At 64.8% G+C, this 20,097-nt stretch carries 16 protein-coding genes; 5 read left to right on the top strand and 11 right to left on the bottom strand.

The genetic code is table 11. The annotated features are described in order from the left end of the window. Positions 1-125 precede the first annotated feature (125 nt). From PLD_RS03620 to PLD_RS03600, 5 genes are read left to right on the top strand one after another with little or no spacing between them, the layout of a single operon-like run. Positions 126-872, top strand: coding sequence for a YqcI/YcgG family protein (locus tag PLD_RS03620; RefSeq protein WP_159889917.1), 747 nt, complete (start codon positions 126-128; stop codon positions 870-872). Between the two features lie 28 nt (positions 873-900). Continuing rightward, entirely contained in the window at positions 901-1,899 is a 999-nt protein-coding gene (locus PLD_RS03615) for a fatty acid desaturase family protein (protein WP_159889916.1), read from the top strand. Beyond that, complete coding sequence (locus tag PLD_RS03610; RefSeq protein ID WP_218575847.1) at positions 1,896-3,080, top strand: PLP-dependent aspartate aminotransferase family protein; 1,185 nt, start codon at positions 1,896-1,898, stop codon at positions 3,078-3,080. Before PLD_RS03615 ends, PLD_RS03610 begins: the two co-directional genes overlap by 4 nt. Positions 3,081-3,092: 12 nt before the next feature. Further along, the gene (argG, locus tag PLD_RS03605) at positions 3,093-4,349 is read left to right on the top strand and encodes an argininosuccinate synthase (RefSeq protein WP_159889915.1); all 1,257 of its coding nucleotides are present in this window, start codon (positions 3,093-3,095) and stop codon (positions 4,347-4,349) included. Between the two features lie 53 nt (positions 4,350-4,402). Then, positions 4,403-5,308 (top strand): DMT family transporter, encoded by a 906-nt coding sequence (locus PLD_RS03600; protein ID WP_159889913.1) that lies wholly within the window; start codon positions 4,403-4,405, stop codon positions 5,306-5,308. A 57-nt stretch (positions 5,309-5,365) separates the two neighbouring features. Here the strand turns inward: PLD_RS03600 and PLD_RS03595 are convergent, their stop codons facing one another. The 11 genes from PLD_RS03595 to PLD_RS03545 form a co-directional block, all read right to left on the bottom strand. Continuing rightward, positions 5,366-7,492, bottom strand: coding sequence for a TonB-dependent receptor domain-containing protein (locus PLD_RS03595; RefSeq protein ID WP_159889911.1), 2,127 nt, complete (start codon positions 7,490-7,492; stop codon positions 5,366-5,368). 213 nt (positions 7,493-7,705) lie between these two features. Continuing rightward, positions 7,706-7,951, bottom strand: coding sequence for a hypothetical protein (locus tag PLD_RS03590; RefSeq protein WP_159889909.1), 246 nt, complete (start codon positions 7,949-7,951; stop codon positions 7,706-7,708). A 62-nt stretch (positions 7,952-8,013) separates the two neighbouring features. After that, the gene (locus PLD_RS03585) at positions 8,014-8,490 is read right to left on the bottom strand and encodes a hypothetical protein (protein WP_159889907.1); all 477 of its coding nucleotides are present in this window, start codon (positions 8,488-8,490) and stop codon (positions 8,014-8,016) included. Positions 8,491-8,692: 202 nt separating this feature from the next. Continuing rightward, positions 8,693-9,229, bottom strand: coding sequence for a hypothetical protein (locus tag PLD_RS03580; RefSeq protein WP_159889905.1), 537 nt, complete (start codon positions 9,227-9,229; stop codon positions 8,693-8,695). 128 nt (positions 9,230-9,357) lie between these two features. Further along, positions 9,358-10,932 (bottom strand): FGGY-family carbohydrate kinase, encoded by a 1,575-nt coding sequence (locus PLD_RS03575; RefSeq protein ID WP_159889903.1) that lies wholly within the window; start codon positions 10,930-10,932, stop codon positions 9,358-9,360. Positions 10,933-10,955: 23 nt separating this feature from the next. Then, positions 10,956-12,548 carry a glycerol-3-phosphate dehydrogenase/oxidase gene (locus PLD_RS03570; RefSeq protein ID WP_159889901.1) on the bottom strand — a complete coding sequence of 531 codons (1,593 nt, stop codon included), beginning with the start codon at positions 12,546-12,548 and terminating at the stop codon, positions 10,956-10,958. A 4-nt stretch (positions 12,549-12,552) separates the two neighbouring features. Next, positions 12,553-14,148 (bottom strand): FAD-binding oxidoreductase, encoded by a 1,596-nt coding sequence (locus PLD_RS03565; protein ID WP_159889899.1) that lies wholly within the window; start codon positions 14,146-14,148, stop codon positions 12,553-12,555. 275 nt (positions 14,149-14,423) lie between these two features. Further along, positions 14,424-15,128 (bottom strand): NAD(P)H-dependent oxidoreductase, encoded by a 705-nt coding sequence (locus PLD_RS03560; protein WP_159889897.1) that lies wholly within the window; start codon positions 15,126-15,128, stop codon positions 14,424-14,426. 9 nt (positions 15,129-15,137) lie between these two features. Next, positions 15,138-16,346 (bottom strand): pyridoxal phosphate-dependent aminotransferase, encoded by a 1,209-nt coding sequence (locus PLD_RS03555; RefSeq protein ID WP_159889895.1) that lies wholly within the window; start codon positions 16,344-16,346, stop codon positions 15,138-15,140. A 27-nt stretch (positions 16,347-16,373) separates the two neighbouring features. Then, positions 16,374-17,981 (bottom strand): 5-guanidino-2-oxopentanoate decarboxylase, encoded by a 1,608-nt coding sequence (locus PLD_RS03550; RefSeq protein WP_159889893.1) that lies wholly within the window; start codon positions 17,979-17,981, stop codon positions 16,374-16,376. A gap of 10 nt (positions 17,982-17,991) precedes the next feature. Then, the gene (locus PLD_RS03545; protein WP_159889891.1) at positions 17,992-20,091 is read right to left on the bottom strand and encodes an acetate--CoA ligase family protein; all 2,100 of its coding nucleotides are present in this window, start codon (positions 20,089-20,091) and stop codon (positions 17,992-17,994) included. Positions 20,092-20,097: the final 6 nt, after the last annotated feature.

Genomic DNA, 20,097 nt, shown 5'->3' with positions numbered 1-20,097 from the left:
CCGCATCCGTTATGTAATTTGTTGCATATCGCCTGCCGAACTGCTGCCAGGAGATGCACCTGAGGTTGAGCCCTGTCCATCGATATGCAAATGAATGCATATCGAAGTCACCATGGAGTTGGTTGATGAATGCACTGAGTGAAAAAGCTGTGCCCGCCGCTTGCGGCGTCCCGGACTCATGGAAAAAGTCCTACAGAGCGGAATTCGAGGCGTTGGCCTGTGCCGAGGATTTTCCCTGTATCTACGTGAAACAGGCTTACGAAAAAGGCTACATAGACTTCCACTTCATGGAGGACTGCCAGTCCGAGGTTGAAAGACTCAAGGCTTTTGAAGCCTTCAAGCACTACGTTGGCAACGTCCTGGCCACCCCGGATGAGCGGGTCGCGGCCATGAAGATCCTGCTGATTGTGGTCAACACCGACGGCGTCGCCGGGGGCCATGAGCAGATCTCCTGGGACTTGCTCAATGACTTTGTGCGACGCGACGAGATTCCCTGGCCCGAGCAGCTGACTCGCAATCCGGATGACCAGGATTGGGCCTACTGCTTCCAGGGGCAGCGTCTGTTCGTCAACCTCTCCAGCCCCGAGCACCTGCTGCGCCGCAGCCGCAACCTCGGCAGCCGCCTGGTACTGGTCATGCAGTTGCGCGACGGCATCGATTGCATCGCGCCCCCCAATGCCAAGGGAGACGTGATCAGGCAGTTCATCCGCCAGCGGATAAACACCTACGACCAGGTGCCGGTCTCGGCCGACCTGGCCACCCACGGCCAGGGCCAGAACCGGGACTGGAAGCAGTTCTGGCTGGGGGATCGCGAGGCTGTCCTGGAGGGCACATGCCCCTTTCACATGCCGGATAACACGGCCAAGGCCTGAAGGGAGCAATTTCGTCATGGAGCAGACGATGACTGTCAGGAACTACCGCTTTTCCCGCGAACTCACGCAGAAACTCAATCACCTGGCGGTGACCGATAACTGGCACGCGCTGCTCGGGCTGAGCACCGACTTCACCCTCGTGGCGCTGTGCGCCTGGGCAAGCGGTCATTGCTACTACCTGTACCCACTGGCCTTGCTGATCATTGGTGCCCGGCAGCGTGGCCTGGCCACGGTGATGCACGACGCCGCTCATGGACGAGCGGCGAAATCCAGGCGCTTGAACAACCTGATTGGCAGGTACTTGACGGCTTTTCTGATTTTCCAGTCATTCAACGCCTACAAGCACTCTCACGTGCATGAACATCACCCCTACCTCGGCGATCCGCAGAAGGACCCGGACTTTCTGTTCTATCAGGATGCCGGACTCTATGCCGTCAAGGACCGCAAGGCGTTCGGCCTGGAGCATGTCCTGGCCACGCTGCTGCTGTTCAACATGCCGCAGTACATCGGCTATCTGTTCAAGCATCGATTCGGCTCCCTGGTCCGCTACAAGGGCGAAGCCCTGGGCATGCTCGTGCTCTGGTCGGGCCTCCTGAGCGCCGCCGCCTGGCTCGGTCTGCTGCAACAACTGCTGCTGTTCTGGGTCTTGCCTTACCTGACCGCCTTCATGGTCATTGGCCGCTTTATCGAGATCGCGGAGCACTACCCGTTGCTGGGCCAAAGCCAGGACGGGCTGCTGCTGACACGCAACCGCTTCAGCCACCCGCTGGAAGGCTTTTTCCTCAGCGTGCATCAGGAAAATTTCCATCTGGTGCACCACCTGCGTCCCAGCATCCCCTACTGGAACATGCAAAAAGCCCACCGGCTGATGCTCAACGATCGGCAATACCGACAAGTCAATGCCGGCTTCGGGGGCGTGTTCCTCTCGGCCAACGAGGTGAAACCCCTGATCCCTGCGCTGATGGACGGTGACATAGCGCTACCGCCGCTCACCACGCCCACCTATAAAAAAGAAGAGGCTGTATGAAAGACTCTACCCGTCTGATGAACCTTGAAGTGGTGGGGCACGAACATGAACCTCTTGTTCAGCCGATCTACCAGACCAGCCTGTTTCGCATGCCCAGCTACCAGACCGCTGTGTCCACCGAGCATCAGGTCCACCCCACGAGCTACTACACACGCTGGGGCAACCCCACGGTCAGCTATCTCGAACACCAGATATCCCTGCTGATGCACAAGGACCAGTCACTGATTTTTCCTTCCGGCATGTCAGCCATCACCACCACCCTGCTGGCACTGGCCAGACCCGGCGATGTGGTCGCGATTGCCAGTAGCCTCTATGGCGATACAACACGGTTTTTCCTTGAGGACTTCACTCAATGGGGAGGCGTGGTCAAGGTCTTCGATCCGGCCGACGCCCAGAGCCTGGAGGCAATTGCCCGCACCTGCCGCTTGACCCTGGTGTACTACGAAGCCCTGAGTAATCCGGACCTGAAAGCGATCGACCTGCCGGGGCTGTCACGCGTGTGCAATGAGCATCGGTTGATCTCGATCTGCGACAGTACCTTCGTGCCGCCGTACATGCGTCAGTCCCAGGCGCAGCTGGCAGACATTGTCATCATGAGCCTGACCAAGTATGCCGGCGGTCACTACTCGGTGTTCGGTGGCTCCCTGTCCTGCTCCAGCGAACTTCAGGAAAAGATCTGGCATACCCAGTCGCTGCTCGGCGCCGCCATCGACCCCAATGCCGCCTGGAACATCTCCCAGGGGCTGAAGACCCTGGAACTGCGCCTGGAGCGCCAGTCGCGCTCCGCCCTGCAAATTGCCCGGCGCCTGCAGCGCCACGCCAAGGTCGAAAGCGTCATCTACCCGCTGCTTGAAGGCTACGCCCATGCCCACCTGACGGCGGCCTACCTGAACCACGGCGGCGCGGTCGTCTCGTTCCTTATCAAAGGCGGCACGGCAGATGTCGCCACCTTTCTGGAAAGCACCCGCGTTGCCGGGCTGTCGGTCAGCCTGGGGGGCATCCACAGCTGCATCGAACACGCCGAGGCCATGTCGCACTCAATGCTCAAGGCCATGGATGATCAGGTGCTGGTCGGCTCACGGGCCGAACAACCTGACAAGGCGCTGATTCGATTGTCGGTCGGCATCGAAGATGTGCACGACCTGGAAAGCGATCTGCTCAATGCCCTGGACTCTCTTTGAAGGACTCAAACCATGCACGTAAAAGACCTTGCGGGAACAACCCTCTGTTTTGCCGGCTCCGGCGGCCTGGACAGCATGACCATTGTCAGCTGGCTGAAAGAGCACGACGTGGCAGTGGAGTGCGTCACCGCCGACTTCGGGCAACCCGATGAAGTCGATCTGCAGGCGGTCAAAGAGCGGATGCTGGCGGCCGGCGCGCAGTCGGTGCACATCCTCGATCTCAGGCACAGCCTGGCCAGAGCCGGCATCGAAGTCATCAAGTCCAGGGCCTTCCATGCCGGGCGCTACTGGAACACCACGGGCATCGCGCGCCACGTACTGCTCAAGGGCATGCTGGAAAAAATGCAGGCACTCAAGATCGAGGTGCTCTCCCACGGCTGCACCGGGCGCGGCAACGATCAGGTCCGGTTCCAGCACATCACCAACCTGCTGCAACCCTCGTTCAGCGTCTATGCGCCCTGGCGGGACCCGGCCTTTCTGGAACGCTTCAAGGGTCGCAAGGCCATGATCGAGTACTGCCAGGGGCTCGGGCTGCCGTTGAAAGCCGGCGCCGAGGTCATCTACTCCACCGATGCCAACCTGTTGGGCCTGACCCATGAAGCCGGCATTCTGGAAAGCCTGGGCACGGCGGCCGCAGTCGTGGCCCCGACCATGGGGGTGGCGGTCGAGAACGGCTGCGACACGCCTGAAGTGGTGACCATCAGCTTTGCCCTGGGCCGCCCGGTGGCGATTAACGGCAACCCCCTGGACGAACTGGCGCTCATCGAACAGGCCAATATCCTGGCCGGTCGGCACGCCATCGGTATGCACGTGCACCTGGTCGAGGATCGGATCATCGGCATCAAATCGCGGGGGGTGTACGAAGCGCCCGGGATGGAACTCTTGGGAACCTGCCACGAATGGCTGACGCAAATCGTCTTTGATCAAGGCTCGCACAAGCTATTCGACCACCTCAGCCAATTGCTTGCCGATCACATCTACCGCGGGACCTGGTTCGACAAGACCAGCGCTGCGGCCATGGCCGCGATTGACGAGCTGTCCAGCGTGGTCAACGGCGATATTTCGGTGAAGCTCTACAAGGGCACGATGGGTTTTGTCCAGGCGCAAGGGGTGCCGGCGGCCCTCTATAACCAGGACAACGCCTCAATGGAAGCGGTGGGCAGTTTCAGCCATGCGGATTCGGAAGGCTACCTTCAGGCGACCGGCCAAGGCATCAAAATGGCCGGGCTGACCGGGGCAATCAATCAGGGCCTTTGGCACACACTATGAAAAGCGCGGCGAGGTGTCGCCTGACGCCTCGCCGCTATACGGACGGAGTGAAGATGGAACTTAACCCACAGCTCAGAACAGGCATTATCTGCGCCCTGTTGGCGGCTTTTTTCAACAGTACCTCGGGCATTTTTGCCAAATTGCTGATCGGCACCTACACCCCGGGCGATATTGCCTTCTGCAAATGTGTGGTCGCCTTTGCCTGTCTCGGGGTCTGGGTCGCGCTCAGTGGTCGCTGGCGCCAGCTGGACCTGAGGGCCAAGTCGCTGCTGGCGGTGGCGGTGTGCGCGCTGTTCGGCATCTTCGGCCTGTTCACCTTCGAAACCATCGCCTACCAGGGGCTGGCGGCCCCCCTGGTGGTGGTGACGCTGATCGGTTCGTCCACCGTCACCACGCTGATCGCCGGGCATTGCTTCTTCGCCGAGCGGATCACCCGCAATACCCTGTTCTGCCTGCTGATGATCATGGTCGGTCTGTTGATGATGCTGCCCCAGGGCGCCCACGCCGATCCCCGCTATCTGTTTCTGGCCCTGTGCTCAGGGGCCTGTTACGGCGCCTTCCTGCTCCTGGCCAAGTACCTCAGGCTGGTGGAAGGGATTGAGGGCACCTGGCTGCTGATCGGCGTGGGCAGCCTGTATCTGTTGCCGCTGACATCCGCTCCCAGCGAGCTTCTGCTGAATTCAGACGCCTGGCGCTTCCTGCTGCCGCTGGCGATTTTCCCGACCATCCTCGGTTACTTCTTCACGGTCAAAGCCTTGCGCAACGCCCCCGCCTCCACCGTGCAGCTGTTCGAGATTTCCGAGCCGGTGTTTTCCGCCATTCTGGCGTTTGTGGTCCTGCGCGAGTTTGTCACGCTGGATGAAGGCATCGGCTCACTGATCGTGGTCGCGGCGCTGCTGGTCTATCAGTTCAACTTGCTCGAACGCCTGCTGCAGAGAAGCGCCCAGGTGTTCAAGTAACCACCGCCGGCGCCACCAGGAAGCGCGCTGGTGACCTGTGTGTTGATGCCTCCGCGGTCAACGCAAGCTCCAGGACAGCCCCAGGTACACCCCCAGCCCTTCCCCCGGCGTCGAGCGCGCCGCGTCCAGCCCCTTGTCGTCGTAGCCTGGGGTCACGGTGGCGGCGTAGCGCTTGTCGGTCAGGTTGCGCACATCGACCCAGGTCTGCCAGTCGTTCTTGGGCGCGTTGTAGCCCAGGGTGGCGCCGAACAGCGCGTAAGGATCGGCGTAGTAGCTGTTGGCGTAGTCCACCGCCACCTTCGACACCAGCTGGGTGTTGACCGCGGCAAAGAAGCCCAGGGGCCAGTCGTAACGCAGCTCGCCCTGGTAGTAGTGCATGGGCAGGCCCGGCAGGCGGTTGTTGCCAAAGCGCGAGTCGTCGCGGTAGTGGAAATCGCTGAAGGTGTAGGCCTGGCGCAGGCTCAGGCGGCCCACACCCGGGCGCGACCACAGCTCGCTGTGCAAGCTGGCTTCCACGCCCTGGTGCACCGTGGGGCTGGCATTGAGTTCATAGAGCGTGGTGGCGCTGGGATCGGGCAGTACCGAAAGCAGCTCGTGGCGCACCTGGGCGTAGTACCAGGCCAGGCTCCACTGGCCCAGGCCGCTGTCGCCGCGGCCGCCCAGCTCCAGGGTGGTGGCGGTCTGGTTGCGCAGCTTGATCGGATCGCGCTGGGCGCCGCTGGCCACTCCGCTACCGGCCGGGAAGCGCAGGTTCGAGCTGTAGATCAGCGACCAGGGGTGCGGTGCTTGCACCGAACGGCTGAGGTTGCCGAACAGCTGCACATCCGGCGTCAACTGGTAGCGCAGGCCCAGGCGCGGCGCGTAGTCCCAGTCGCCAAGGCTGGTCTTGCCACCGCCCTCGGGGTAGGTCACCGCGCTCTCGCGGCGGGTGTAGATGGCCGCCAGCCCGGTGCTCAGCCACAGATCGTCGGCGATCTCCAGGTCATTGCCAAGGTGCAGAACGGTGTCCGAGCCCTGGTAGGTGAAGTTGCGAATCCGCGTGCCTGGCGCATAGCTGGCGGTGTTGCCTGTGGGAATCCGCACGAATTCGCTGGCGCCGTCATTGGGCAGGTGCTTGGTGACCCGCAGGCCCAGGGTGCTGCGGCTTTCCATGCCCCAGAGGCTGTCGCGGCGCTTGTAGTCCAAGGTGCCGCTGACGTCGCTGTAGGCCACCTTCAGGCGGTTGGGGCCTTCGCGCAAGTCCATGGGGTAGTCGTGGTAGACCAGGCCAGTCTGGATGCTCGAATCGTCGTCGATGTAGTAGGTGGTCTTGTTGCCGACAAAGGTGCTGCCCGGCTGCTTGCGCCGGTCGTCGCGGCGAACGTAGGCCGGGTTGGCCGCCCGCGGGTCGTGCTCGATGGAACGTTTGCTGACCCGTCCGGCCAGATCGTTGTCGGTCTCGCGGTAGCGCAGGTAGAAACGGGTCTCCAGGTTCGGGTTGAAGCGGTAGCCGAAGTTGCCGATCACCCCGCGGCTCTGGCTGCGGGTGTGGTCCTGATAACCGTCGGCATTGGCGTCGGTCAGTGACACGTAATAGTCGAAATCCCCCAGCACTTGCCCGGAACTGAGCTGACGCTGCTGATAGCCATGGCTGCCAGTGGCGTAACGCACCTGCAACAGCGGCGCGTCGTGGCCGGTGTGGCTGACGTAGTCAATGGCCCCGCCCAAGGCCAGGGCGCCACGCTCGAAACCATTGGCGCCACGCAGCACCTCCACGTGATCGACCCACAGCGGCTCCAGCAACTCATAGGGCGTACCGCCGGGACCGGTCAGCGGCAGGCCGTCGAGCATCGTATACAGCCCCGAGGCATGGGCCCCCGGCGCGCGGTTGATGCCCGAACCACGGATCGAGATCTTCACCCCTTCGTTGCCCGCCGACTGGGCATAGACCCCGGGCTGGTAGGCCAGCACCTCCTGGTTGCTGGCCACCCGGCCCTGCAGCGGCTGGCGCATGTCCACCAGATTGGTGCCGCCGGGCACCTGGGCCAGCCGTGCCGCGGCCTCCTCCATGCCCTGCCCCTCGCCAACCGGCTCCTGCCCCAGCACCTGCGCCGGCGCCAACTCTACAGCGCGGGTTTCGGCAAGCGCCGGGCAGGCAAGGGCCAGGCCCAGGAGGACCGTGGGCAAGGATTTTGGGGAAGACATCAAGCAAACTCCGACCGGCAGAAAGGGACAATGCAAGTTGCGACGCAGGAAAGAAGCAACAGAGCACAGGACAATCTGGCCAAGGTCATTCAGGCGGCGGGAAATCGGCGCTCAAACAAAAAAACGCCGCTGCCCAACCAGGGGCAACGGCGCTTTGCAACGCTGACACGGCAGGTGGCCCCACCGAGGCTGGGCCCGCCGTCAGCAGGCCGATCAGACCGCCGACTTCTTGTACACCGCTATGGTCCCCGCCTGGCCCACGAACACCAACCCATAGTGTTCAAGATTGGCTCGTACATGCTTGCCAAAGCGATGGCGGGTCGTGCGTTGCAAAGGCTCCCACAGCGTTTCCCCAATGATCTGGCGAACCTTGCCTTGGTACCCAGCAGGCAACTTGGCCACATTGTGTTTGAGGGCGATGGCGGCCTGGTCCCAGGCCGACGCTTGCATAGGGTTCATCTTCAACTCTCCGTGATGGTCAATGGCGCCAGCCGCAGCCCGGGAAACACCGGGGCCGTGGCTCAGCGAAGCAGAATTTCCAGACGGTGGCCGTCAGCGCCGGCCTCCATCCTGACCAGGGTGCACGCCAGCGACTCGGGGAACCCCAACTGCGCCTGCAAGGCACGCTCAATGGCCGCCTCCAGTTGCGCCGGGCTACAGGCGCGCAGGCTCTGCGCCACACTGGCAGCGGGTGCTGTGACGGCCGGATGCGGCAAGAGGGATTCGCCCAGCAGTTGCTGGCAGTAGGCGATGAGTTTTTCACAGTGCTTCTTGCTGCCGTAGCCGTTGTTGCGCCAGCGATCGAGACCGGCCACCGAAACATCAGCGATTTCGGCAATCTTGCGCAGCGACAGGCCGTTATCTTTCTTCAAGACCTCGACCAGCTCACCCATGCCCAGCACCACCTCCCCCAGCGTGTTCTTTTGTGGAAAGCGACGATTGAACTCATCCTGAGTGAGGACTTCGAGTGCCTTGAAGGCGTTGGCGAGACTATTCATCGGAAGGCACCTCTTGTGTATGTGCCGCGAAGAATATTTAACCTACTAGTAGGTGTCAACACCTACTAGTAATTAAATAGACCTACACATAAAACACAAATACCTAGCCATCATCAGACGGTGTGATCGTAGCGCCTTGCAATCGACGGACAGTACGGCGCCAGCCCTTTTACCCGGCGGCCGTTGCTCATGGAGTCTTCACTCACGCCTCACCCTGGGCTTTTTTGCTGCCCTTGATGTTCTCGATCAGATCGACCACGTAGTTCTGGTTGAAGCCTGCGACAAAGGACCAGAACAAAAGCTTGGCATAGGAGGCGTAGCCACTAGCGTGCTGGCAAAAGATCACATAGAAGCTGCTCTCACCGTAGCGACAGGTTTCATCGGCGACGATCACTGGGAACAGCTGCCCTTGCGCCACCCCGGAAATGAACAGGGTGTACAGCAACCCCGCGAGGATGCCGCCGATGAACGACGGCAGCACCAGGCTGAACCAAGCGCTGCACAGACCGATGATTTCCTCATCGTTGAGGCTGGAAAGCCTGCGGTGAAAACCCACATAGCCGCCGATATTGCCGGCGATGAATACCACCCAAGGGACGACGTAGCCGTCGACCTCGGACACCGCGGGGACGACATGACCGTTGGCCAAGGCGACCGCCCCCAGGGCGGCCGCCAACAGCAGCACAAAGATGAGGAACAGTCGTTTACAAAGGATGTTCAGCGCTTGCTGGCGGTTCATGTTCGGCTCACCGGTTCAGGTTGTCGTAGGGCTCCGTACACCTGGATGACGATAGTTGAGTCGTGCCGCGCCGGTGTGTTTTTTCCACCGGGAGACCTTGCTCCTGCTGGCCGGCGTCCACCGCGTCCTCACGCCGGGTAGCCAGTGATCTCGCGAATGCTCTGGTACAGCGGCTTGAGCTGGCGGTACATGCGCAGGTAGACCTCGCTGTATAGCCGCTGGTACATCTGCTGCGCCTGCGGTTGGGGCTGGAACACCGCGCCGACCCGGGTCATGGCGCTGATCGCCGTGGGAAAATCCGGGTACAGCCCCAGTCCCACCGCGCAGGCAATCACCGCCCCCAGGCCCGAGGCTTCGTACACATGCGGGCGCTCCACCGGCAGGCCGAAAATGTCCGCCGTCAGCTGCAGCGCCGCGTCGCTCTGGGAGCCGCCGCCGGCCACCCGCAGGCGGGTGATCTTCAGCTTGGAGCGTTGTTCCATGCGCTCCAGGCCCTGGCGCAGGGCGTAGGCCAGGCCTTCGAGAATCGCCCGGTAGATGTGGGCCCGGGTGTGCACGTCGCCAAAGCCGATCATTGCGCCCTTAGCCTCCATGCCCGGCTCGCGGATACCCGGCGACCAGTAGGGTTGCAGGGTCAGACCCATGGACCCGGGCGGCACCGCCTGGACCAGGGCGTCAAACAGCTGTTCCGGCTCCAGCCCCTGCTCGGCCGCCTGCTGCACTTCCCGCAGGCCGAACTGCTGCTTGAACCAACTGACCATCCAGTAGCCGCGAAAGATCATCACCTCGCAGTTGTAGTGATCCGGCACCGCCGCCGGGTACGGCGGGATCAGCGGCACCACCTCCAGGTAACGCGAGCGGGTGGTGGTGATGGTGGCCGTGGTGCCGTAAGACAGACAGGCGGTGGTGGCATCCTGGACCCCCGAGCCCAGCACTTCACAGGCCTTGTCGGCACCGGCGGCAATCAGCGGCAAGCCCTCGGGAATACCGGTGTGGCGGCTGGCTTGGGCGCTGATCCGCCCCAGGGTTTCACCAGGCTTGAGCAGCATCGGCAATTGTTCCGGACGCACCGCCAGGGCCTGCCATTTCCAGTCACTGGGGGCGGCCCAGCGCAGACGCTTGTAGTCGAACGGCAGGTAGGCCACGCAGCAGCCCACCGAGTCGACGAAATTGCCGGTCAGGCGATGGGTGAGAAAGCCCGAGAGCAGCAGGAACTTGTCGGTGGCGGCCCACACCTCGGGCTGCTCCTGGGCCACCCAGTTGGCCTCGGCCTGGGCACGAAAGTAGTCCACCGTGGCCTCGGCGCCGATCAGCTTGAACAGCCACCCCCAAGGCCCCTTGATACGGCCCTCGACGGCGGCCTGGCGCTGGTCGAGCCAGAGGATCGCCGGGCGCAGCGCGCGGCCCTGGGCATCGACATTGATCAGGGTGCCGCGCTGGGTGGTCAGGGACACGCCGCGGATCTGCGAGCGGTCGATGCCGGTCTGCTGCCAGAGCAATTGGCAGGCCTGGCCAAGCTTGGCCCAGTAGTAGTCCGGGTCCTGCTCGGCCCAGCCCGGTTGTTTCGAGTAATAGGCTTCAAGTTCGATCTTGCCCTTGCCCAGCAGGTTGCCTTCAAGGTCGAACAGCAGCGCGCGGACGCTCTGGGTGCCGTTGTCGATGGCCAGCAGGTAGTCCTGCTTCTTGTTGTTGTGGTTATCCATGGGGCTCTCTTGGCTGAGCATCGTTAGGCATTGGCTGGCAGGCTGTGATGGCGCTGCCACAAGGCCCGGTAGCGCTGTTCCTCGGCCTGCCAGCGGGCATCGTCCCAACCCAGCAGCGGCTGGCACAGGCGACGGATGGCCGGCAGGTGCTCTGCCGCGCCCTCGGCCAGCAACAGCCCGAGACGGGTGCGGCGCAGTAACAGATCGTCCAGGTGCAAGACCATTTCCGCTTCGGCGGCAAAGGCCAGTTCGGCCCACAACGTGTCGCTGGCGCCAACGCACTCGCCGCCCAGTTCAGCCACCCACTGAGCCAGCCGCGGCAAGTCGCGGCCGTGGCGCCCGGCCAGACGTCGCAACTGAGTGCCATTAAGGCCGGGGATGGCCAATGGCGCTAGCGGGGCGAACACCGCTTCGCCGCTGTCCTCCACGCTGCGCCCGAGCATCGCCGCGCAGGCTTGCAACACCTCGATGGCCTGAGGCCGGAAGGTGGTGAGCTTGCCGCCAGCCAGGGTCACGCACCCCGGCTCCTGCCATAGCACATGTTCACGGGTTTCGTTGGACGGTTTGCCTGCCGGCTCCCCTCCCGCGCTAGCCACCACCGGGCGTACCCCGGCCCACGTGGAGAGCACATCGGCGGCGCTGACCCGGGCCTGGGGAAACTGCTGGGCACAGGCGGCCAGCAGGTAATCCAGCTCGGCCTGACTGATGCGGGCGCCCTGGTCCAGGTCATCTCGGTGATCAAGGTCGGTGGTGCCGACCACCGTGGCGCCTTCCCAGGGGAACACGAACACCGGTCGACGATCCTCGGCGTGCATGAAGCTGAACGCCTGAGCCACCGGCAAACGCCAACCCGCCAGCAACAGATGACTGCCGCGCAGCGGGCGCAACTGTCGGCCACTGTCCGCCGGACGCAGGCGCTCGGCCCAAGCCCCCGTGGCCACCGCCAGGGCACGGCAACGCAACGTTTGCAGCTTGCCGCCTACACGGTCCTCGACTTCGACCCCACACACCCGGCCGTCTTCGCGCAACAAACGGGTCACCCGCACGCCGTTGAAGGCGAGCCCGCCATCGGCCCGGGCTTCGGCCAACACACGCATCACCAGGCGCGCATCATCGGTCAGGGCATCGAGAAAACAGGTGCCCCCCAGCAGGTCCGGCTCCTTGCCCCCCGGTGCCAGGTAACGCAGTTGCGCGGCATCGTGAAAACAGTGGTTGCGACGCCCGGCCAGGGCGTCATACAGGGCCAACAAACCGCCAAACACCTTGGGCCCGGGAAACTGGCCGCGGTAATGGGGCATCAGGAAACTCATGGGCTCCACCAGCCCGGGGGCCTCCTGCAACAGGCGCTGACGTTCGCGCACCGAATCGCGGGTCAGGCGCCACTGCCCCTTGGCGATGTAGCGCAAACCACCATGGACCATCTTCGAGGAGCGGCTGGAGGTGCCCCAGGCGAAGTCCTGCTGCTCCAGCAGCAGGCAGCGCCAGCCGCGCCGTGCCGCTTCACGCAGAATGCCGGCACCGCTGATGCCGCCGCCGATGACGATCAAGTCCCACTCCTGCATCGCCAGCCCGGGCAGCGCCTGTTGCCGCCACTGGGCGTTCCAGTCCTGGCTCATGACGTCACGGCTCCAGCAGCGTGCCGGGGTTCAGGCGCCCGGCGGGATCGAAGTGGCGACTCAGCGCCTGCAGGGTGTCGAGCGCCAGCGGGCCCTTCTCCCGCAGCAGGTACGGCGCGTGGTCTTTGCCCACCCCATGCTGGTGGCTGATGGTGCCGTGGTGATTGACGATGGTCTGGCTGGCGGCGTGCTTGAGCGCCTGCCAGCGGGCCAGGGTCGACGGGTACCGCGCGTCCGGGCGGAATACGTAAGTGGTGTAGATACTCGACCCTTCGCCATAGACGTGGGACAGGTGGGTGAACACATGCACCTGCTCACCCTCGGCGGCCAGACCGTCGCGCAGACTGTCCTCGATGCGTTGCAGCAAGCTGTCGACGTTGCTCCAGTCAGTGGCGGTTTCCAAGGTGTCCACCAAGTAACCGGCGTTCCACAGGCTTTCGCGCAGGTAGGGAAAGCGAAAGCGGTTCTGCGCCCACTTCTTGCCCAACAAGGTCCCGGTAAAGACCCCGCCGAACGCCTTGAGCTGGCGCCGGGCGTGGCGCAGGGACAAGGCGTTCTGCTGGCGATTGCCGGTCACCCCGAAGGTCAACAGGCACTTGCCCGGCCCGGCACCGCGCAGGGCCAGGTATTTCTCCAACCAGGCGATCTGCCTGGGATGGCCGGCCAGGGCCAGTTGGGTTTCGGTCTCCACCGCGTTGGACAAGCGCAGCATCGACAGCGGCACCCGAGCCTGGGCCAGGGCGCGTACCGCTTGCAGGGCCTGGGGCCAGTCGGGCAGGAACACCCCATAGAAGCGCTCATCGTCCGGCAAGCGACTGACCCGCACCTTGACCTCGGAAATGACCCCGAAGCGCCCTTCGCTGCCCAGCACCACCTCGCGCAAATCCGGCCCGGCGGCAGACGCCGGAAAGCTGGCAATGGGCATCGGCCCGGCAAAGGTTTCCAGGGTGCCGCCAGCGAACAGTTGCTCGATGCGCCCATAGCGCAGCGACTGCTGGCCACTGGAACGACTGGCGACCCAACCGCCCAGGGTCGACAACTCCCAGGACTGGGGAAAGTGCCCCAGGGTGTAGCCCCGAGCCCGCAGTTGGCTCTCGACTTGCGGACCACTGGCACCGGGGCCGAAGGTGGCCAGCAGACTGTCTTCGTCCAAGTCCAGCAGGCGGTTCATCCGCACCAGGGACAGGGTCAACACCGGGCGCTCGGACCAGGGCGGATTGATGTGCCCGGCCACCGAGGTGCCACCGCCGTAGGGAATCAGGCACAGGTCGCGCTCCTCGGCCAGGGCCAGCAACTGACGGATCTGCTCGGCGGTTTCCGGAAAGGCCACGGCATCGGGGTAACTCCCCAGCTCACCTTCACGCAACGCCAGCCAATCCGGCAGGCTCTGGCCGCGGGCATGCAACAGCCGCTCATGAGGATCGATGCAATACAGCGGATGGGCGACCAGGCGCGAAGCCGGCACCTTGGCCAGCGCCTGTTCCAACGTTGCTTCCGGTAACCGCCGGCCCGGCCCCAGGCGCTCGGCGAGAAAGCCCGCGCCCTGGGCCGGCAGCTCGACCACCGTGGTTGCTTCCCCCCAGCCGTTCCAGCGTCGCATGCGTGTGTCCTTTTGCGGTTCTTATAGGTCTTTTCTTAAGCTCCCAATACTAGTGGGTAGAGGCCGGCTGTCACGGTCACATCGCGCCAGCGGGTGTAGCCATTTGAGTCACAGCGCGCCCATCGCCCCTGAGCGGCCCCTCGCGCCTTAGCAAAGCGGCGCCAAGGCCCGCAGCCCCTCGCTTGGCGACGCCCGAAAACCCCGGCGCCCGCAGGACCTTTGGCAATTACACCCGTCGCGCCCGCTGCGCGGTGGTTCGCCGCTTGCGGTAGCGACTACGCGGGCAATGGATGTAAGGCTTCGTCGAACTGTTCTAGCCGTGGGAATACCAGCGGCCGATCATCCGCCAGGCGCTCAAGGCGCCGCTGGTAGCTGTGCAGGAAGGCTTCTCGGGCTTGCTGGCTGATGTAGGGCACGTGCCAGGCGACGAAAGGCTCCAGCACTTCGCAGCCAACATAGGCCAAGGTCCCCCGCAGCAACGGACGCAGCATGTCCTCCAGTGGTCCATGGATCGCGCCTTCGCCAAACATGTGCTCGCGCCCGCCCAGGGTCAGGGTCACCAGGGCTTTCTTGCCCATCAGCCCGCCCTGGTCATAGAAGCGCTTGCCGCCATAACACACCCCCGACACCAGCACCCGGTCGATCCAGCCCTTGAGCATGGCCGGCACCGAGAACCAGAACACTGGGAAGTTGAGGATCAACAGGTCGGCCCACAGCAGCTTGTCCAGCTCGCCCTGGATGTCCGCGGCGATGCTCTGGTTCTTCACCCCCAGGCGCTGCTCCAGGGCGTACACCAGGTAATCCGGGTTGTCCCGGGCGCTAAAGTCGGCGGCGCTGGCCACCGGGTTCCAGTTCATGGCGTACAGATCGCTGACCTGCACCTGATGCCCCTGGGCCTCCAGGGTGCTGCGTGCCTGATCGCGCAAGGCGGCGGTGAAGGATTGCGGTTCGGGGTGGGCGTGGACAATCAGTACCTTCATGAAGACTCCTCAAGCGCTGGGCAAAGTGACGGGGGCAATACAGTGGTTCAGGCAGTGCTCGGCACACAGGGCAATGCGCCGACAGGCTTCGCGCAAGTCCTCGGGCGGCAGCACCAGCCCCAGGCGGATATGCCCGGCGGCGCTGGGGCCAAAGGCTTCGCCGGCCAGCACCGAGACGCCCTGCTCGTCCAGCAGGCGCTGGCTGAAGGCCTGGGCGCTGAGCCCGGTGGCGCGAATGTCGACCATGACGAACATGCCGCCATCGGGTTTCAGCGGCCGGGCGCCGGGGCAATCGGCCAGGCAGTCGCAGACCAGATCGCGGCGCTGGCGATAGGCCTCGGTCATCTGCCGCAACTGCGGCAAGGGTTGCTCCAGAGCCACGATGGCAGCGTCCTGAATGAATTCCGGCGAGCCGTAGAGCATGCACAGGGCGAGGTTTTCCAGGTGCGCGGCCAGGGCCGTCGGCGCCACCACCCAGCCCAGGCGCCAGCCGGTCATGGCGTGGGACTTGGACACGCTGTTGAGGGTCGCGGTGCGCTCGGCCATGCCCGGCAGGCTGGCCGGGCTGACATGCTCGCCCTCGTACAACAGCTCGCTGTAGACCTCGTCGCAGATCAGCCACAGGTCATGCTCGATGCACAGCGCCGCCAGGGCTTCCCAGGTGGCCCGAGGGATGCTGGCGCCCGTGGGGTTGTGCGGGCTGTTGAGCACCAGGGCCCGGGTCTTGCCGGTGATGCGCGCGGCCACCGCCTCGGGCTGCACCCGAAAGCCGTCCTCGGCCCGCACCGGCAGCGGCACCACCTGGGCATTGCAGGCGCCGAACACCGCTTCATAGGTGACGTACATCGGCTCGGCCACGATCACCTCATCGCCCGGGTCCAGCAGACACTGGGCCACGCTGTAGAGGGCACACTGGGCGCCGGCCAGCACCACCACCTGCTCGGCATCCACCCCTTGCCCGCTGCGCTGCTGATGGCGCCGGGCAATGGCCTGGCGCAAGGCGCGCTTGCCGCGCACATCGGCGTAGTGGGTGTGGCCGGCCTGCAGGCTGTCGATGGCGGCCTGGACGATGGGCTGGGGGGTGTCGAAATCCGGGTCGCCCACCGACAGCAACCAGACCGGCTCGCCACGTTCGCGCTTGGCCAGGGCCCGGTAGTGAATGTCCCAGGCGGCGGCGCCGTCTCCGGCAATACGTTGGGTCAGTTGAGAAAAGCGCATGCTCTGGCTCCAGGCAAAGAGGAAGGGTTAGCGCGCACAGGCGTGCTTGAGTTCGATCAGGCTCACACCCTTGCGGGCAAAGCCGTCGCGCAGCGCTTGTTGCAACTCGTCGAGGCTGGCGGGCTGACTGACGCTGCAACCAAAGGCCCGGGCCAGGGCGGCAAAGTCCGGGTTGCGCGGCAGCACGCCGATGGGTTCGATGTTCAGATCCAGCATGTCGTCGCGGATCTGCCCCAGGGCGTCGTTGTTCCACAGCAAGACCACCAGCGGGCTGTCCAGCTCCTCCACCGCCGTGGCCAGCTCCTGCAGCGTGTACAGAAAACCGCCGTCGCCCACCAGCACCAGCCCCGGGCGCTGGGGCGCGCCGAGCTTGGCGCCGATGCCCGCCGGCAAGCCGTAGCCCAGAGTGCCGTAGCCGGTGGGGTGCAGCCAGCTGCGGATGGCCCGGCTCGGGTACAGGTAGTTGCCGCTGTAGGCCAGCTGGGTCATGTCGCTGGCGATAAAACCGTGCTCCGGCAGCTCGGCGGCAATCCGTTGCAGGATCGAACGGTGAATCCGTTGCAGGGGCCCCTGCCCGTTCTGCACCGCCTGACGCAGATCGGCCACCACGTGAATCGCCGCCGTGGCGTCGGCCGGTGTGGGTGGCAAGGCCTGGAGCAAGGCGTCCAGGGTGGCGCGGGCATCGCCGTGCAAAGCCACCGAACACGGGTAGACGTCATTGAACTTGCGCGGGTCGATATCCAAGCGCAGCAGCTCACCGTTCAGCGGCAGGCGCTCGCGCCAGTAATCGGTGTCGGCCATCTCGGTGCCCACCGCCAGCACCACGTCGGCCTGAGCGATCAACTGCCAGCCGGGCTCCACGCACAGGGTCGCCCCGGCATTGAGCGGCGCCTCCTCCGGCAGCAGGCCTTTGCCGGCGACGCTGCTGAAAAACACCGCGCCCAGGCGCGTGCTCAAGGCCCGCAACTGCTCGGCCGCGCGCAGCGCGCCACCACCGGCAATGATCATCGGCCGCTTGGCGCGACGCAGTGTGTCGGCCGCCTGCTGGATATCCGCCGCGGCGGCCGGGCCGCGAGCCGGGCGCCGCCGCACTTCGCCGGTCCAGTCCCGGGCGACCTTGGCCGCCAGCACATCCAGGGGCACGCTGATGTGCACCGGGCGCGGGCGCTCGCTGTCGAACACGGCAAAGGCCCGGGCGATCAGCTCGGGCAAGTCTTCCGGGCTCAGGGCCAGGGCCGAGAAGGCGGTGATCGGTGCGGTCATCGCCCGCTGATCCTGGGTTTCATGCAGCGAACCCCAGCCCTTGCCCAGGCTGGCGCTGTGGTTGACGCTGGAAATCACCAGCAGCGGGATCGAGTCGGCGTAGGCCTGGCCAATCGGCGTGGCGACGTTGGTCACCCCCGGGCCGCTGATGACGAAACACACCCCGGGCTTGCCGCTGACCCGGGCGTAACCGTCGGCCATGAAACCCGCGCCCTGCTCATGCCGGGTCAACACATGGCGAATGCCGCTGTCGGGCAAGCCGCGATACAACTCCAGGGTGTGCACCCCGGGAATGCCGAACACCGTGTCGACGCTGTAGCCGGCCAGCAGGCGTACCAGGGCCTGGCCACCGGTCAAGGTCTGATCGTGCATGTCTCTCTCCTCAAGCCTGGCCAAGGCGAATCAACGCATCGACCGCGACGGTGCCTTGGGCACCGACCAACAATGGGTTCACATCCAGTTCCAGCAGTTGCCCGGCGTGCTCGCAGGCGTAGTCCGCCACCGCGCCGATGGCCGCCACCAAGGCTTCAAGATCAGCCGTCGGGCGCCCGCGAAAACCTTGCAACAAGGCGGCGCTGCGCAGGCTGAGCAGGGCCTGGCGGATCGCCCCTTCGGTGGTCGGCAGCAGCAGGCTGCGACTGTCCTTGAGCAATTCCACCAGCACCCCGCCAGCACCAATCACCAGGGCCAGAGCGAAGTCGTTCTCACGCTTGATGCCGACAATCAGCTCCGCCAGGGGCGGCGCGGCCATGGGTTCCAGCAGCACCCGCTCAAAAGCCACGCCGGGCGCATGCTCGGCGATCCGCGTGCGCATCAAGCGCAGGGCCGCGCTGAGCGCTTCAGGGTCCTTGAGATTCAGGGCCACCGCCCCGGCCTCGGTCTTGTGCGGCAACTGCGCGCTGACCGCCTTGAGCACCAGCGGATAACCGACCGCAGCGGCCGCGCTCAGGGCCTGCTCGGGGCTGCTCAGCACCCCGTCCGGAATGCTCAGGCCGAAGCCGCGCAAGGCCTGCTTGGACTGCCACTCGTCCAGCAGCACGCTGGCACCGTGCAGGGCCCGTGGGCACAACGGCACCAGGGCCGATTCACCCAGGGCCAGCAGTGCAGGACGGCGCTGTTGATAGGCGACGATCCGGCCCCAAGCGGCAAGGCCATCCTCCACCCCTTGCAAGGCGGGAATGCCATGGGCATGCAGACGCTCGCGGGCGCTGGCGGGCAGCAATTCAGGGAACGCCGAGGTCACGAAACCACGCTGGCCGTGGCGTTGCAGCGCCGCGCAGAACAGCTCCAGCAGCAGGTCGCATTCCTTGCGCTCGCCAGTGAACTCCGCCGGGTAATCCAGCACCAGCATGGCGCTGTCGGCCTGGGTACGCAGGGCCGTGTCGAGCATGGCTTGCAAGGCCTGGGCATCACCCCAGATCGCCGTGGTGAAATCCAGTGGGTTGACCAGATTGGCGTAGCCCGGCAGCACCCCGGCCAGCTCGGCGCATTGCCCGATATCCAGCTTGGGCAGGTGCAGGCCGTTGCGCTCGGCGTAGTCGGCGATCAGCCCGGCGTCGCCCCCGGAACAGGCCAGGGCCATCAGCTGCGGGCCGGCCGGCAACTGCCCGCAGGACGCGGCCTTCAAGGTCTCGACAAAACTCACCGGGCCGCTGACCCGGATCACCCCCAGGCGCTGGAACAACGCGTCGTACAAGGCATCGGAACCCGACAGCGAACTGGTGTGACTCAAGGCCAGCTCGGCGCCGACCTGCGACACCCCGGTCTTCAGGGCAATGATCGGAATGCCCTTCTCCAGGGCCTTGTGCGCCGCCCGGGCAAAGCCCGGCACGTTCTTCAGGCCCTCCAGGTGCAGGCCAATAGCCGTGACCCGAGGCTCATCCAGCAGCACGTCCATCAATTCGGCAATGCCCAACTGTGCCTGATTGCCCACCGAGACCATGTAGGCCACCGACAGCGAGCGATCGCTCATGGACAGGTTGTAAGCAAAGTTGCCGCTCTGGGTCAGCACCGCCACACCGCGTTCCACGGGTTGACCGCCATGGGCCACCGGCCACAGCGCGGCGCTGTGCAGGTAGTCCAGCAAGCCATAGCAGTTGGGGCCCAGCAGCGCCATGTCGCCGGCGGCCGCAAGCAGTTGCTGTTGCAAGGCCTGGCCCTGGGCACCGGTTTCGGCAAAGCCCGAGGCGTAGCAGATCGCCCCGCCCGCGCCCTTGGCCGCCAGTTCCCCGACGCAGGTCAGGGTCAGCTCGCGGTGGGTGGCGACGAATACCGCATCCGGGGCGCAAGGCAGTTGTTCGATGCTGGCCACGCACGGCACGCCATCGAGCTCGGCATGCTGCGGGTTGACCAGCCACATCGGCCCGGCAAACCCGCCTTCGGCGCAGCGCTTGAGGGCCCGGGCCATGCTGCGCCCACCGACGAAAGCCAGATGCCGGGGCGCCAGCAGGCGTTTGAGATTGTCACGCAAGGTCTGGGACATGACGGC

It is taken from the genome of Pseudomonas sp. LD120, from assembly GCF_009861525.1.
Classification (GTDB): Bacteria; Pseudomonadota; Gammaproteobacteria; order Pseudomonadales; family Pseudomonadaceae; genus Aquipseudomonas.
The sequence above is the reverse complement of the archived record's forward strand: the minus strand, read 5'-3'. Positions and strand labels throughout refer to the sequence as shown.

What these genes read in the sequence shown, in the direction of transcription:
- PLD_RS03620 (WP_159889917.1), top strand. Translation starts at nt 126, where the DNA reads ATGAATGCACTGAGTGAAAAAGCTGTGCCCGCCGCTTGCGGCGTCCCG.
- PLD_RS03615 (WP_159889916.1), top strand. Translation starts at nt 901, where the DNA reads ATGACTGTCAGGAACTACCGCTTTTCCCGCGAACTCACGCAGAAACTC.
- PLD_RS03610 (WP_218575847.1), top strand. Translation starts at nt 1,896, where the DNA reads ATGAAAGACTCTACCCGTCTGATGAACCTTGAAGTGGTGGGGCACGAA.
- argG (WP_159889915.1), top strand. Translation starts at nt 3,093, where the DNA reads ATGCACGTAAAAGACCTTGCGGGAACAACCCTCTGTTTTGCCGGCTCC.
- PLD_RS03600 (WP_159889913.1), top strand. Translation starts at nt 4,403, where the DNA reads ATGGAACTTAACCCACAGCTCAGAACAGGCATTATCTGCGCCCTGTTG.
- PLD_RS03595 (WP_159889911.1), bottom strand. Translation starts at nt 7,492, where the DNA reads ATGTCTTCCCCAAAATCCTTGCCCACGGTCCTCCTGGGCCTGGCCCTT.
- PLD_RS03590 (WP_159889909.1), bottom strand. Translation starts at nt 7,951, where the DNA reads ATGAACCCTATGCAAGCGTCGGCCTGGGACCAGGCCGCCATCGCCCTC.
- PLD_RS03585 (WP_159889907.1), bottom strand. Translation starts at nt 8,490, where the DNA reads ATGAATAGTCTCGCCAACGCCTTCAAGGCACTCGAAGTCCTCACTCAG.
- PLD_RS03580 (WP_159889905.1), bottom strand. Translation starts at nt 9,229, where the DNA reads ATGAACCGCCAGCAAGCGCTGAACATCCTTTGTAAACGACTGTTCCTC.
- PLD_RS03575 (WP_159889903.1), bottom strand. Translation starts at nt 10,932, where the DNA reads ATGGATAACCACAACAACAAGAAGCAGGACTACCTGCTGGCCATCGAC.
- PLD_RS03570 (WP_159889901.1), bottom strand. Translation starts at nt 12,548, where the DNA reads ATGAGCCAGGACTGGAACGCCCAGTGGCGGCAACAGGCGCTGCCCGGG.
- PLD_RS03565 (WP_159889899.1), bottom strand. Translation starts at nt 14,148, where the DNA reads ATGCGACGCTGGAACGGCTGGGGGGAAGCAACCACGGTGGTCGAGCTG.
- PLD_RS03560 (WP_159889897.1), bottom strand. Translation starts at nt 15,128, where the DNA reads ATGAAGGTACTGATTGTCCACGCCCACCCCGAACCGCAATCCTTCACC.
- PLD_RS03555 (WP_159889895.1), bottom strand. Translation starts at nt 16,346, where the DNA reads ATGCGCTTTTCTCAACTGACCCAACGTATTGCCGGAGACGGCGCCGCC.
- PLD_RS03550 (WP_159889893.1), bottom strand. Translation starts at nt 17,981, where the DNA reads ATGCACGATCAGACCTTGACCGGTGGCCAGGCCCTGGTACGCCTGCTG.
- PLD_RS03545 (WP_159889891.1), bottom strand. Translation starts at nt 20,091, where the DNA reads ATGTCCCAGACCTTGCGTGACAATCTCAAACGCCTGCTGGCGCCCCGG.